Source organism: Actinomycetospora soli (genome assembly GCF_021026295.1).
Classification (GTDB): Bacteria; Actinomycetota; Actinomycetes; order Mycobacteriales; family Pseudonocardiaceae; genus Actinomycetospora; species Actinomycetospora soli.
In genome coordinates this window covers 74,202-87,927 of sequence record NZ_JAJNDA010000020.1, presented here as the reverse complement: position 1 = coordinate 87,927, position 13,726 = coordinate 74,202, and the positions used below count along the sequence as shown (strand labels likewise).

Sequence of the window (13,726 nt, the reverse complement as noted above, 5' to 3'; positions counted from 1 at the left end):
GGCCCAGCCTCGTCGCGGACGACCGTTCGCGTCCAGCGGACGCTCGCGCACGATGTCGTTCAGCAGTGCTGTACGGTGCCCGGCTCAGGACGCGCGCGTGATCTCCCGGACGTCGCGGTCGGGGACGTGGACCGGGTTCTCCCAGGTGGAGTCGTCGACCGGCCCGTGGGGCGCCGCGTCGGTCACCACCGCCCAGCCGCCGTCGGCGGGGAGGACGGCCCGCACCGTCGCGGGGTCGGAGACGTCCCGCGTGGGCGCCGACCGGGTCGCCGGGGCCCGCCGGGGTGGGCGGCGGTCGGTGCGGGCGGCGAGCCGGCCCGTCAGCGGGCGCCCGACGGTCGCCGTCCACTCCTCGGCGCCGCGGGTGAACCGCAGCGACCGGACGCGGTCGGCCGGGGCGGGCGGGGTGGTCCCGACGAGGGCCGCCGCCTCGGCGTAGCGCTGCTCGTCCGACCCGGGTTCCGTCACGACGGGCGCCCCACGAGCACCTGACGGCGCGGCCACGGCCCCGGACAGGGCGGCTCGTCGTCCCGGATCTCCGCCGCGCGGGCGACCAGCCAGGGGGGTTCGAGGACCTCGCACGGCGACCACGGCGTCGCGCCCCAGACGAGCCCGCAGCGCTGGGTGGTGGTGGCGACCAGCCGGTCACGGGAGGCGGGCAGGACGTCGGTCTCGGCGGCCGTCGTCAGGGCGTCGACGTCGACCGGCAGCGTCCGCGCGCCGTCGCGGGCCGTGGTGCCCACGAAGAAGTGCACGTGCGGACGGAGGCCGTTGGTGCGCGGGACGCGCTCCTCGACGATGTGCGTGACCCGCAGCCGCGCCGTGTCGGGCACGTCCGCGCCGGCGACCGCCGCGATCCGGGACTGCAGCCCGCGGGCGGTCTCCCGCGCCTCGTCGACGTAGACCGCCCGCAGCACGGCGACGTCGGCCGCGTGCCCGGTCGACTCCAGCATCGTCATGTAGACGGCGAGCGAGAGCGGCATCGACATCGTCAGGTCGACCGCGTCGTCCGGCGGGAAGCCCGTCACCTGGTCGAAGAGCGGCATCGGGTGCGGCGTCACCACTGCGACCACCCCCACCGTGTCGTCGTCGACGGTACGGCGGGTGCCCGGCCCGTGCCCGACGATCGCGGTCCGGACGGTCGGTCAGCGCCGCGTCCGACGAGGGGTCGCCGACCGCGGGGGCGCGGCGCGCATGTGGTCGCGCACCGGCGTCAGCAGGTCGGTGAGGGTGCGCGCGTCGTCCTGCGAGAGCCGGTCGAGGAACATCCGCCCGACGACCGCCTCGTGGCCGGGCATGACCGCGTCCACCAGCGCGCGCCCGGCGTCGGTGATGGCGATCGTGACGCCCCGCTCGTCGTCGGGGGAGGGGGACCGGGCGACGAGCCCGGCCTTCTCGAGCAGGCCCGCCTGGTAGGTCAGCCCGCTGCGGCTGAAGACGATCGCGTCGGCGAGGTCGGTCATCCGGTGGCTGCCGCCGGGGGCGAGCTGCAGCCGCCGCAGGATCTGGAACCGCACGAACGTCAGGCCGCCGTCGGCCTGCAGCTGCTGCTCGATCGCGTGCCGCAGCAGGCCGGACACCTCGACGAGGGCGAAGTACGCGCCGAGCTGCACCGGATCGACGTCGTGGGCGGGGTCGGACACCCGCCGAGTCTCCCCTTGCTTCGAGTTCGAAGCAAACCTAGTCTCTCGTGTCGTGCTTCGACTTCGAAGCACACCGGCACGGCGAGGAGCGAGGCGCGCGATGAAGGCAGTGCGGTTCCACGAGTACGGCGGCCCCGAGGTGCTGCGCTACGAGGACGTGGAGCAGCCGGAGCCCGAGCCCGGTCAGGTCCGGGTGCGGGTGGCGGCCACGTCGTTCAACCCGGTGGACGGCGGCATCCGCGGCGGCTATCTGCAGGGCCCGTTCCCGGTGACGCTGCCGCACGTGCCGGGGATCGACGTCGCCGGCACGGTGGACGCACTCGGCGCGGACGTCGACGCGTGGCAGGTGGGCGACGAGATCGTCGGCTTCCTGCCGATGGTCGAGGACGGGGCGTCCGCGGAGTACGTCCTCGCCCCGGCCGGGGTGCTCACCGCGGCGCCCCGCGCCGTCGCGCTGGCCGACGCCGCCGCGCTGCCGGAGGTCGGTCTGACCGCGCGGCAGGCCGTGGTCGAGGACGCCGGCGTCCGCGCCGGTCAGCGGGTCCTGGTGAACGGTGCGGGCGGTGCCGTCGGGGGCTACGCGGTGCAGCTCGCCCGGCGGGCCGGGGCGGTCGTCGTGGCCACCGGGAGCCCGCGCAGTGCCGACCGACTCCGCACGCTGGGCGCCGACGAGGTCGTCGACCACACGGCGGGCGACGTGGCGGACGCGGTGACCGAGCCGGTCGACGTCCTGATCAACCTGGCCCGACTCACGCCGGAGCGGTTCACCGCCCTCGTGGGCCGGGTGCGCGACGGGGGCGTCGTGGTGAACACGGTGCCCGCATCGCCGGCCCCCGTCGACGCGGCCCGGGACGTCCGGGTCGTGGAGCTGTTCGTGCGCAACGACGCCGCGGCGCTCGCCGAGCTGGTCGCCCTGGTCGACCGCGGCGAGCTGCGCGTCGACGTCGACCGGCGGGTGGCGCTGCCCGAGCTCGCGACGGTCCACGCCGAGGCCGACGCGGGCACGCTGCGGGGGAAGGTCGTGGTGGTCCCGGCCTGAGCGGGAGGACGGCACACGACCTCGTTCGCTGTACAGGTCTTCGCTTCGTGAGTAGCGTTTTCGTCCTCTGCCGCTCCCGGGCGGTCGGTCCCGGGGCGGAGGACGACGAGGCTTGACCCCCCAGGTCCCGACGTCGAGCGGTGCCCGGTCCCGGGCTCCGACGAGCCGGAGACGGGGGACCCCTTGTCCGAACGTGGCGACCTGTCGTGGCTGCAGGACGTGCTGGCCGCGACCGCGGAGGAACTGGTCCGGCGCCGGAGCGGCACGACGCCGGACGGATCCGAGGCGGAGCAGACCCTGCACCGTCTCACCGGCGCCGCGGCCCAGCACGTACCCGGCGCCTCCTACGCCGGTCTCACCGTGCGGACCCCCGAGGGCGGGTTGAGCTCGCGGGCCCCGAGCGACCGGGCGATCGTCGACCTGGACCGTGCCCAGGCGGAGCTGGGGGAGGGGCCCTGCGTGGATGCGCTGGGGGCGGGGTCGGGGTCGGTCACCGTCGTCGACGACTTCGCGGCCGAGGACCGCTGGCCACGCTTCGCGCGCCTGGCCCAGGAGGCCGGGATCGGCGCCCTCATCTCGTTCGCCCTGGCGCCGCAGGACGCCGAGCCGGGCGCGCTGAACCTCTACGCCCGGACCGGCACCGCCTTCGACGCCACCGCACGCACCGTGGCCGCCGCCTTCGCGACGCAGGCGTCGGTGGCGATGTACGGCGCGCGTCGCGTGGAGCAGCTGACCCACGCGATCACCACCCGCGACGTGATCGGGCAGGCCAAGGGCATCCTCATGGAGCGTTTCTCGCTCGACGAGCACCAGGCCTTCGACCTGCTCGTGCGGTCGAGCCAGGACACCAACATCAAGCTGCTCGACGTGTCGCGCTGGCTCACCGACGAGGTCGCCCGGCGCGCCGGCCGTCACGAGGAGGTCGGGGGCGAGGCCCGGCCCCCGACCGCGAGCGATTCGTTCGCCGGGTAACGTCTTCGTTCCACGGTCGATCGAACGGCCGACCGTCGGGGTCGGTCCCGCTCGGGACGACGACCACCGGCGACGTACCCGGCGACGCCGGGCGCCTCTGCCGGCGCCCGCCGCGTCGGGCGAGGAGGGAGCGGTGGTGCGCGTGCGCAGCATCCCGCTCGGCCTCGACGACGCCCTGCGGCTGGCCGCGCTGTACCTGCGCCACCCCGCACCGTCCACCTACGACGGCCTCGACGCCCTGCTCAGCGTCTGTACCGGCACCGTCCCCGGCGCGACGGCCGCCGCGATCTCCACCGCCGGGCACGGCCGGGTGCACTCCACGCACGCGACCGACGGGGCCGTGCGCGACGTCGACGCCTGGCACAACCGCCTCGGGCAGGGGCCGCTGCTCGACCAGGCGCGCGTGGGGTCGCCGGACCTGGCGGTGCTCCTCGTCGACGACCTCGCCTTCGAGATCGACGACGGCGCCGTGCGCGTGCGCGTGACACCGCCGTTCCGGGCCCTGCACTCGACGACCCTGCGCTGCCGGGACGGCCGGCGGACCGCGCTGGACCTGTACGCCGCCGAGCCCGACGTCCTGGGCCTCGACACCACGGTGCTGGCCGACATGTTCGCGCGGCGCGCCACCTCGCTGCTCTACGGCTCGGGCGAGTCGCCCGACGTGCGCCTGCGCCTCGCGCTGCGGCTCCTGGAACGGGCGCTGGACCTGACCCGCCCCGAGGCCGAGCTGCTGCTGCGGCCGCACCTGCGCCGTCGGGGGGCCGACCCCGTGCTCGTCGCGGAGGACCTGGTCGATCACCTCGTCCGACCGCGGGAACACCCGTGACCGGACTCGCGTGTCGCGCGTGTGACGAACCGGTCACCCGGTGCACGGCGCCCGAACGGCAGGCGTCCCGACGACGTCCGACAGGGTAGGAAAGATCCGTGGTGGTGAACGACGGCGCAGCGGCGGTCCGCGAGGCCCTCGACGCGCTGCAGGGACTGGGCGCGCTCCGTGACGCCCGACCCGGCGGCTTCGACCGCTTCTTCTGGTCGGCCGACGTCCTCGACGACCTCGCCCGCCTGGCCGACCGCCTGGGGCGCGCCGTCGAGGAGGTGTCGGGCGAGGAGGGCCCGGAGGTGCGGCGGGCCGCCGAGGCCCTCGGGACCTTGATCGTCGCGCACCGCAACTCGCTGCTGCGCCACGGGCTCGGCCGGATGGACGTCGCCACCCCGCGGACCGGCGCCGCCGTGAACTGACCCGCCCGGGTCAGCGCCGCCCGCGCTCCTCGAGCAGCCAGGCGGCGACGTCGCGGAGCTTGAGGTTGGCGTGCTGCGAGGCCTCGACCAGCATCCGGAAGGCCCGCTGGTCGTCCACGCCGTGGCGCTCCATGAGGATGCCCTTGGCCTGCCCGATCTCGTCCCGGCTGTCGAGGGCGATGCCCAGGCCCTCCGCGCGGGACGCGCCGTAGAGGGCGATGGCCGCCTGCAGCGCGAACACCTCCGCGATGACCCGACCGGCCGGGTCGAAGGCGTCCGCCCGGAGGGCGTAGAGGTTGAGCGCACCCACCGGGGCGTCCGGCGGGCCCATCGTGTGCGACAGCATCGACCGCACCCCGTGGGCCCGGGCCCGCGGCGTCCACCGCGACCAGCGGGTCTCCCGCGCCAGGTCGATGACCTCGATGTGGCTCGGCTCCTCGCGGTGCCCGGCGTCCACGCAGGGGCCCTCCCCGAGCTCGGCCTGCGCGGCGTCGAGCTCGGCCACCCACCACGACGACGGGGCGCGGCTGCGCACCGCCTGGTCGGTCTGCGTGATCCCGGCACCGTCGGCGCCCGGGACGTGGGCGACGGCGACCTGCACGATCCGGGTCAGGACGTCCTCGGTGTCGCCGAGCCCGCGGTCGGCGGACGGGCCCTCGAGGACGGCCTCGGCGGCGTGTCGCAGCGCGTCGGTGAGCGCCTCCGCCGGCAACGGTTCCACGGTCTCCTCCCGGGGCTCGAAGGCGTGGGTCCGCCCCGGGCGTGGAGCCCCGGACGAGCCGCGGCCGACCGTAGGAGGACTGTCCACCGAACGCCAATCCGGCCCGACCCGACGTCGCTCCGTGGACAGCTGCGACGCGTCCGGGGGTGGACGGCGTCGCGCGTCCCGTCGTTCGCGATGATCTTTCGTCAATGCTTTGACGAGATCTCCGCCCGACTCGTCAGCGGCGGTTGGACCACGGCTCGGCCGTGCCCGCCGCGAGCCGCCGCAGGGCGGCGTCGAGGGCCGCGCGGTCGTCGTCGGGCAGGAGACCCACCCATCGCGCCGCGCGGTCACCGTGGCGGCGGAGGGTCCGGTCCAGGGCCTCCCGGCCGGCGGGGGTGAGGGAGAGGACCACGCCGCGACGGTCGGACGGGTCCGGGGAGCGTTCGAGCAGGTCCGCGCCGGCGAGCGTGGTGGCGAGGCTGGACACGGCGGCCCGGCTCATCCCCGTGCGCTCCGCGGCGCGATGGGTCTCGAGCGGCCCGTCGACCCGCAGGACGACCGCCAGCTGGAAGCCCGACCAGCTCCACCCGTCCGGCCGGTGCACCGTCGACTCCAGGTCGTAGGCGACCGCGTCGGCCGCCCGGTAGAGCAGCAGGACGGTGCGCACGGCGTCGGCGTCGGCACCGCCGCCCGGTGTCCGTTCCCCGACGACCCGTGCCACCGCGTCCGCGACGTCCTCCCGCGCCGGGTCGGGGTGGGTCACCGCTCCCGGCGGGGCCGCGCTCGTCGGGCGCTCGCGCAGCGAGTCGAGGTAGTCGTCGACCATGCGCCGCTGACGGGCCGGGTCGCCCATCCCGTGCGCGAGCTGCGACACCGCCTGCACGCCGTTGAGCAGGGTGAGGAGGTGGTCGACCACCACGTCGTCGTCCACGCCCGCCGCCAGCTCGCCGTCGGTCCGGGCCTCGGCGAGGTGGCGGCGGATGCGCCCACCCCAGTGCTCCATCAGGCGGGCGAAGGTTTCGGCCAGCTCCGCGTCGTTGAGCGCCCGGCTCCAGAAGGGGAGGACGACCCGGGCCTCGAGCCGGGTCGTCTCGGTCAGCGGCATGACCTCCTCGCAGAGGATCCGCATCGCGGCGATCCCGCGGACGTCGGCCTGCCGCTCGTCGATCCGGCCGTCGGTGGCGGAGACGACGTGGTCGAAGGCGGCCTTGACGATCTCGTTCTTGCCGGGGAAGTAGCGGGCGAGGGCACCGTTGGCGACGCCGAGGGCCGCGGCGATCTCCCGCATCGTGGTGCCCTCGAGGCCGCGGTCGGCGATGAGCCGCCACGTCGCCCCGACGATCTCCGCCCGACGTCGGGCGTGGTCGACCACCTTGGGCATCAGCGACCTCTCCGTCCGTCCACGACCCGAGCCTAGGGCGTGCCGCCGTTACCAAAACGTCACACGCGACCCTCCTCGACTGTGGTTTCGTCTACGACTGTTGACGATAGGAGGGTGATGACCGCCACTACCGAATTCCGCCTCGACGCCGGGGTGGACCATCCGCTCGAGCGCCTCACCGCCGGCGAGATCGCCCGCGCCCGGGCGGTCCTCGTCGCGGCGGGCGCCCTCACCGACACCGTCCGCGTCGTCTACCTCGGGCTGGAGGAGCCGGACAAGCACCGGCTCGCCGCGGACGGGCCGCGCCCGCCCCGGGAGGTCCGCGCGCTGCTGCACGACGTCGCGCACCCCGGCGGCCTGGACGTGCGCGTCGACCTCGACGCGGGCGAGGTCGTCCGCAGCACCCGCCTCGACCCCGCGGCCGACGGCCAGCTGCCGGTCCTCGACGAGGAGTTCGGGCTCGTCGAGGAGATCCTCTCCACCGACCCCGGCTGGCTCGCCGCGCTCGAGGCGCGCGGGCTCGACGTCGCGACGGTGCGGGTCGCGCCGCTGTCCGCCGGGTCGTACGCGGAGTACCCGGAGGAGTCCGGCCGGCGGGTGCTGCGCGGGCTGGCGTTCGTGCAGGAGAGTCCGACCGGGCACGCCTGGGCGCACCCGGTCGACGGGCTCGTCGGCTACGTGGACGTCGTCGACCGCACGGTCACCCGCATCGTCGACCTCGGGCCGGTGCCGATCCCCACCGAGTCCGGCGACTTCGACGACCCGGCCGTGGTCGGGCCGCACCGCACCACGCAGCGTCCGATCGAGATCACGCAGCCCGAGGGCCCCAGCTTCTCCCTCGAGGGCAACCTCCTGCGCTGGGAGAACTGGTCGCTGCGCATCGGCTTCGACATGCGCGAGGGCCTCGTCCTGCACCAGATCGGCTTCGACGACCGCGACCGGGGCCGGTACCGCCCGATCGTCCACCGCGCCTCGATCTCCGAGATGGTCGTGCCCTACGCCGACCCGTCCCCGGTGCGCTCCTGGCAGAACTACTTCGACACCGGCGAGTACCTCATCGGCCGTTACGCCAACGCCCTCGAGCTCGGCTGCGACTGCGTCGGCGACATCACCTACCTCGACGCGGTCATCGCCGACGAGTTCGGCCACCCCCGGACGCTGCGCAACGCGATCTGCCTGCACGAGGAGGACGCGGGCATCCTCTGGAAGCACACCGACCTCTGGGCCGGCTCCTCCGAGACCCGCCGCCAGCGCCGCATGGTCATCTCGTTCTTCACGACGATCGGCAACTACGACTACGGCTTCTACTGGTACCTCTACCTCGACGGCACCCTCGAGTGCGAGGTCAAGGCCACCGGGGTCGTCTTCACCTCCGCCTTCCCCGACGACGGGTACGCGTACGCCACCCAGCTCGCGCCCGGACTCGGCGCGCCCTACCACCAGCACCTGTTCTCCGCGCGGCTCGACATGACCGTCGACGGCGTGCACAACACCGTCACCGAGGTGGAGACCGCCCGCGTCCCGATCGGCCCGGAGAACCCGCGCGGCAACGCCTTCACCCACCGCGTCACGCCGCTGACCAGCGAGGCCACCGCGCAGCGGCTCGCGGACAACCGCGTCGGTCGGGTCTGGCACGTCACCAACCCCGGGTCGCGCAACCGCCTCGGCAACCCGGTCGCCTACGCGCTGATGCCCGAGGGGCTGCCCGAGCTGCTGGCCGACGAGGAGTCCTCGATCCACCGCCGCGCCACCTTCGCGACGAAGCACCTGTGGGTCACCGCCTTCGACCCCGACGAGCGCTACGCGGCCGGCGACTTCGTCAACCAGCACGTCGGCGGGGCCGGGCTCCCGGCGTACACCGCCGACGACCGCAGCGTGGACGACACCGACCTCGTCGTCTGGCACACCTTCGGCCTGACCCACTTCCCGCGCCCGGAGGACTGGCCGATCATGCCGGTCGACCACACCGGCTTCCGCCTGCGTCCGGTCGGCTTCTTCGACCGGAACCCCACCCTCGACGTCCCGCCCTCGCGCAGCGCGCACTGCTCGGCGTCGGCGGCCACCGCCCGCGAGACCCTGCCCGGAGCCGACCGTGACTGAGACCGCCCCGCCGTCGTCCCCGACCACCACCGGCGCCCCGCGCACCGGCCTGCGGGGGCACATCGGCGTCCCCGGCATCGTGTTCATGGTGGTGGCCGCGGCCGCCCCGCTGACCGCGATCGCCGGCGCCCTGCCGGTCATGCTCGCCACCAGCAACGGCCCCGGCGTGCCGCTCGCGTTCGTCGTCGTCGCCGTGGTGCTCCTCGTGTTCAGCGTCGGCTACGCCGCGATGAGCCACCACGTCGTCGACGCCGGGGCCTTCTACGCCTACGTGACGCAGGGACTCGGGACACGGCCCGGCGTCGGGGCGGGTGCCCTGGCGCTGCTGACCTACACCGCGATCCAGGCCGCCGTGTACGGGCTCGCTGCCAGCACGCTGAGCGGCCTCGTCGCCGCGTGGGGTGGGCCCGACCTGCCCTGGTGGGTCTGGGCGGCGGTCCTGGCCGCCGTCGTCGGGACCCTCGGGTTCCGCAGCATCGACGTCGGCGCGAAGGTCCTCGGCACGCTGATCGTGCTCGAGGTCGCCGCGGTCGTCGCGCTGATCGTCGGGGTGGTCGCCCGCGGCGGTCCCGAGGGCTGGTCGGCCGGTTCGTTCGCCCCGTCGACGTTCTTCTCCGGGGCGCCCGGCATCGCGGTGATGTTCGCGGTGGCGTCGTTCGTCGGCTTCGAGGCCACCGCGATCTACGGCGAGGAGGCCCGCGAGCCGCGGCGGTCCGTGCCGCGCGCGACCTACATCGCGGTCGCCCTGATCGGCCTGTTCTACGCGGTGGCGAGCTGGGCCGTGGTCGTCGCGTACGGCCCGTCGCAGGTCGCGGCGGCGGCCGGGAACGACACGTCGGGCCTGGTCTTCCGGGCGGCGGCCACCTACCTCGACCCCGCCGTCGCCGACGTCATGCAGGTCCTGCTGCTGACCAGCCTGTTCGCGGCGCTGCTGGCGTTCCACAACGCCATCGCCCGGTACCTGTACTCGCTCGGCCGCCAGGGTGTCCTGCCGCGCGGGCTCGCCCGGACCCACCCGCGCCACGGGTCGCCCTTCATCGGATCGCTGACCCAGACCGCGGCCGCCGTGGTGCTGCTCGCCGTGTTCGCGCTGGTCGGGGCCGACCCGATCGCCGTGCTGTTCACGTGGATGTCGGGCGTCGCCACGGTGAGCGTGCTGCTGCTCATGGTGCTCACCGCCGTCGCGATCATCGCCTTCTTCGCCCGTCGGCAGGTCGACACACAGACGTGGAACACGCGCGTCGCGCCCGTGCTCGGCCTGCTGGGGCTGCTCGGCATCCTCGCCCTCGTCGTCGCGAACTTCACGACGCTGATCAGCGGGTCCGCGGTCCTCGCCGCGGTGCTGCTCGCCGTCGTCGTCGTCACCTTCCTCGCCGGGCTGCTCCTCGCCGTGGTGCGCCCGCCCGCCCACCCGGAGGACCGATCGTGACCCGCACCGTCCACCGGCACGCCCGCATCCACACCCTGGACCCGGCGCACCCCGGCGCCACCACGCTCGTCGTCGAGAACGGCCGGATCGTCGCGCTCGGGGGCGAGGAGCTCGTGCGCGAGGGCGACCGGGTCGTCGACCACGGCGGCGCCGCGCTGCTGCCCGGGTTCGCCGACGTGCACACCCACCACCTGCTCGCCGGCCGGGCGGACCTCTTCGAGCTCGTCCTCGACGGCGGGGCCGACCTCGACGGACTGCTCGCCGCCGTGCGGGCCTGGTGCGCGGAGCTGGAGCCCGACGCGTGGGTCGTCGGGGGCGGGTGGGGGAGCACCCTCATCCCGGAGCTGTCCCGTGCGGGTGTGCTGGCCGCCCTCGACGAGGCGGCGGGCGGGCGCCCGGTGCTGCTGCGCGACGACAGCTGCCACAACCGCTGGGTGTCGTCGGCCGCCCTGGCCCTCGCGGGGATCGACGCGGACACCCCGGACCCCGCCGACGGCCGGATCGTGCGCGACGCGGGCGTCCCGACCGGGCTGCTGATCGAGTCGGCGCTGATCCCGGTGGAGCGGGCGTTCGCGGCGTCATCGGGGGCCGGTCTCGAGCGGGACGCGGCGGCGAGCCGCCGCGGGATCGAGGTGCTGCACTCGTTCGGCATCACCGCGTTCCAGGACGCCGCGGCGTCCGAGCCGATGCTCGGCGCCCTGCGCCGGCTCGACGACGAGGGCCGGCTGCACGCGTGGGTGGTGACCTCGCTGCAGGTCAACGACAAGATCTTCGGCACGCACCCGCTCGGGCAGGACCTCATCGACGTGCGCGAGCGGTACCGCTCGCCCCACCACCGCCCGGACTTCGTCAAGATCTTCCTCGACGGGGTGCCGACCTCGAGGACCGCGGCGTTCCTCGAGCCCTACCTGCCCGACGCCGAGTTCGGGTCCGGCTGGCGGGGCACCACGACGATGACCGCCGAGGAACTCACCGGGTGGCTGCTGCGGGTCGCCGAGCGGGGGATGTCGGCGAAGGTGCACTGCACCGGCGACGGGTCGACGCGGATGCTGCTCGACGCGGTCGAGGCGGTCCGCGCGGCCGGTCACTCCTCGGCGCGCTTCCACCTCGCCCACGGCCAGTACGTCTCGGACTCCGACCTGCCCCGCCTGGCCGCGCTCGGGGTCGTCGCGGACATCTCGCCGCCCCTGTGGTTCCCGAGCCTGATCATCGACGCCATCTGTGCGTGCGTCCCGCGTGACCGGGCGGAGCGCATCCACCCGAACCGGGCGCTGCTCGACAGCGGTGCGCTGCTCGCAGGCGGGTCCGACTGGCCGGTGATGCCCTCGCCCAACCCGTGGTTCGGCATCCAGGGTCTCGTGTCGCGCGAGGACCCGACCGGGTCGTGCCCGGGCCGGCTGTGGCCCGAGCAGGCCGTGTCGGTGCGCGAGGCGATCCACGCGTACACGCTCGGCAGTGCCCGCGCGATGGGCCTGGACGACGTGGCCGGGTCGCTCTCGGTGGGCAAGTCCGCCGACTTCGTCGTGCTCGACCGGGACCCGTTCACCTGTGCCGTCGACGACCTCTCCGGGACGACGGCGCTCGAGACGTGGTTCGCGGGGGAGTGCGTCTACCGGCGGGAGTCGGTGCTGCAGGGGGCGTGAGGGGCGACTGGCCCAAGATCCTGTCGTGCGGAGCGAAGTGGTCGCGTGGCGATCACTTCGCTCCGCGCGTTCGGATCTCGGCTCTGGATCGGTGGTCGCGGCTGGACGGGGTGCCGGTACGGGCTGCGTGCAGGCTCGTCGCGAGCAAGATCTCGTTCTGCAGAGCGATGTGGTCGCTGAGCGATCACTTCGCTCCGCGCGTTCGGATCTTGGCCGGAAATCGGCCGGAACCGCATCCCACTCGCGACACTCCAAGCGGATGTGAGCACCCATGAGCAGGAACTCGCCCTCAACATCCTGATCAGCAAGCAGGATGGTGTCGTCCACCTCGACCAGGCCCGGGACCACGGCATGAGCCACGAGGCGGTCCGCCGGCGGGTCGCCGCGAAGCAGTGGTTCCCGATCGCCCCGCGCGTCTACCAGGTCGCGTCCTACCAACCCACCCCGCAAGCCATCATCCGGGCGGCCGTGATGTCGCTCGGCCCGGACGCCGTGCTGGTGGGCGAGGGCGCCGCCTGGTGGTGGGGTCTGCTGGAAACACGTCCGCGCCGGATGACGGTCGCCGTCGGGCGGACCAGCCGGCGTCGTCGTCGCAAGGAGGTCGATCTCGCCTACCGCGACGTTCCGGCGAGGGACCGGACCACGCACAAGCGGCTCCCGGTCACCACCCCGGTCGCGTCGGTCCTGGATGCGGCTGTGAGTCTCGGACTCGTCGAGGGCGCGAAGCTCGTCGACACCGCCCTGCAGCGCCGGAAGGTCACCGTGGCCGCGCTCCGCGCCGCGCGCACCCGCCGATCCGGACGACCGGGTGCCGAGCTGCTCGCCGCGCTGATCGCGCTGGCCGAGGGCGGCGCGGTCTCGGAGGCCGAACGACGAACGCACGCCCGACTCCGCGACGCCGCCATCGTCGGGTGGGTGGCCAACCTGCCGATCGACCTGCCGGGGTTCGGGCGGGCGGTCCTGGACGTCGCGTTCCCCGGGCTCAAGGTGGTCGTCGAGATCGACGGCTGGGCCTGTCACCGCGACCTCAAGGCGTTCCTCCGCGACGCCGACCGGCAGAACGCCCTCGCCGCGGCCGGCTGGATCGTGGTCCGGACGAACTGGCACGAGATCACCGGCAGCCCGGAGACGTTCCTGGCGAACCTCCGCCGGGTGCTTGCCGCTCGTGGGTGAGCAGCAAGATCTCGACGAGCCGCGCGATGTGATCGCTCAGCGAGCACGTCGCTCCGCAGAACAGGATCTTGCCGTCGGTCGGGTGCCCGCCGAGACCCGGCGAGGCGTCGAAGCCACGGCGAGAACCCCCGCACGGGTCCGAGCAGCAAGATCCCGACGAGCTGCGCGATGTGATCGCTCAGCGAGCACATCGCTCCGCAGAACAGGATCTTGCCGCCGGTCGGGTGCACGCCGAGACCCGGCGAGGCGTCGAAGCCACGGCGAGATCCCCGGCACGGGTCCGAGCAGCAAGATCTCGGCGAGCCGCGCGATGTGATCGCTCAGCGACCACATCGCTCCGCAGGACAGGATCTTGCCGCCGGTCGGGTGCACGCCGAGACCCCGGCGAGGCGTCGAAGCCA

The 13,726-nt window shown here is 74.3% G+C and carries 13 protein-coding genes; 8 read left to right on the top strand and 5 right to left on the bottom strand.

Translation table 11 applies throughout. The features are described from left to right. Positions 1-84: 84 nt before the first annotated feature. From LN037_RS25820 to LN037_RS25810, 3 genes are all read right to left on the bottom strand, one after another. Positions 85-468 (bottom strand): hypothetical protein, encoded by a 384-nt coding sequence (locus tag LN037_RS25820; RefSeq protein WP_230758927.1) that lies wholly within the window; start codon positions 466-468, stop codon positions 85-87. Continuing rightward, positions 465-1,079 (bottom strand): hypothetical protein, encoded by a 615-nt coding sequence (locus tag LN037_RS25815; RefSeq protein WP_230758925.1) that lies wholly within the window; start codon positions 1,077-1,079, stop codon positions 465-467. The genes LN037_RS25820 and LN037_RS25815 overlap by 4 nt, the downstream gene beginning before the upstream one ends. Before the next feature lie 66 nt (positions 1,080-1,145). Continuing rightward, positions 1,146-1,643, bottom strand: coding sequence for a MarR family winged helix-turn-helix transcriptional regulator (locus LN037_RS25810; RefSeq protein ID WP_230758923.1), 498 nt, complete (start codon positions 1,641-1,643; stop codon positions 1,146-1,148). A 100-nt stretch (positions 1,644-1,743) separates the two neighbouring features. On the opposite strand from LN037_RS25810, the gene LN037_RS25805 reads away from it, so the two are divergent. From LN037_RS25805 to LN037_RS25790, 4 genes are all read left to right on the top strand, one after another. Further along, positions 1,744-2,682: an NADP-dependent oxidoreductase gene (locus LN037_RS25805; RefSeq protein ID WP_230758920.1), complete on the top strand. Its 939-nt coding sequence runs from the start codon at positions 1,744-1,746 to the stop codon at positions 2,680-2,682. Between the two features lie 183 nt (positions 2,683-2,865). Then, positions 2,866-3,654: a GAF and ANTAR domain-containing protein gene (locus tag LN037_RS25800; RefSeq protein WP_230758917.1), complete on the top strand. Its 789-nt coding sequence runs from the start codon at positions 2,866-2,868 to the stop codon at positions 3,652-3,654. Between the two features lie 142 nt (positions 3,655-3,796). Beyond that, a complete protein-coding gene (locus tag LN037_RS25795) occupies positions 3,797-4,480 on the top strand; it encodes a hypothetical protein (protein WP_230758915.1) in 684 nt (227 codons plus the stop codon). Between the two features lie 104 nt (positions 4,481-4,584). Then, complete coding sequence (locus tag LN037_RS25790; RefSeq protein WP_230758913.1) at positions 4,585-4,893, top strand: hypothetical protein; 309 nt, start codon at positions 4,585-4,587, stop codon at positions 4,891-4,893. A 10-nt stretch (positions 4,894-4,903) separates the two neighbouring features. On the opposite strand, the gene LN037_RS25785 is transcribed toward LN037_RS25790, so the two are convergent. Beyond that, entirely contained in the window at positions 4,904-5,614 is a 711-nt protein-coding gene (locus tag LN037_RS25785; RefSeq protein ID WP_230758910.1) for a GAF and ANTAR domain-containing protein, read from the bottom strand. 220 nt (positions 5,615-5,834) lie between these two features. Next, on the bottom strand, positions 5,835-6,980 hold the full coding sequence (locus LN037_RS25780) for a TetR family transcriptional regulator (protein WP_230758907.1): 1,146 nt from the start codon (positions 6,978-6,980) through the stop codon (positions 5,835-5,837). A 117-nt stretch (positions 6,981-7,097) separates the two neighbouring features. Between LN037_RS25780 and LN037_RS25775 the strand changes: the two genes are divergently transcribed. The 4 genes from LN037_RS25775 (at position 7,098) to LN037_RS25760 (ending at position 13,325) form a co-directional block, all read left to right on the top strand. Beyond that, a complete protein-coding gene (locus tag LN037_RS25775; RefSeq protein WP_230758903.1) occupies positions 7,098-9,080 on the top strand; it encodes a primary-amine oxidase in 1,983 nt (660 codons plus the stop codon). Further along, entirely contained in the window at positions 9,073-10,509 is a 1,437-nt protein-coding gene (locus tag LN037_RS25770) for an APC family permease (protein WP_230758900.1), read from the top strand. Before LN037_RS25775 ends, LN037_RS25770 begins: the two co-directional genes overlap by 8 nt. Beyond that, positions 10,506-12,152, top strand: a complete 1,647-nt coding sequence (locus LN037_RS25765) for an amidohydrolase (RefSeq protein ID WP_230758898.1) — start codon at positions 10,506-10,508, stop codon at positions 12,150-12,152. Before LN037_RS25770 ends, LN037_RS25765 begins: the two co-directional genes overlap by 4 nt. 261 nt (positions 12,153-12,413) lie before the next feature. Further along, entirely contained in the window at positions 12,414-13,325 is a 912-nt protein-coding gene (locus LN037_RS25760) for a DUF559 domain-containing protein (RefSeq protein ID WP_230758896.1), read from the top strand. The last annotated feature ends 401 nt before the right edge of the window (positions 13,326-13,726 follow it).

What these genes read in the sequence shown, in the direction of transcription:
- LN037_RS25775 (WP_230758903.1), top strand. Translation starts at nt 7,098, where the DNA reads ATGACCGCCACTACCGAATTCCGCCTCGACGCCGGGGTGGACCATCCG.
- LN037_RS25780 (WP_230758907.1), bottom strand. Translation starts at nt 6,980, where the DNA reads ATGCCCAAGGTGGTCGACCACGCCCGACGTCGGGCGGAGATCGTCGGG.
- LN037_RS25805 (WP_230758920.1), top strand. Translation starts at nt 1,744, where the DNA reads ATGAAGGCAGTGCGGTTCCACGAGTACGGCGGCCCCGAGGTGCTGCGC.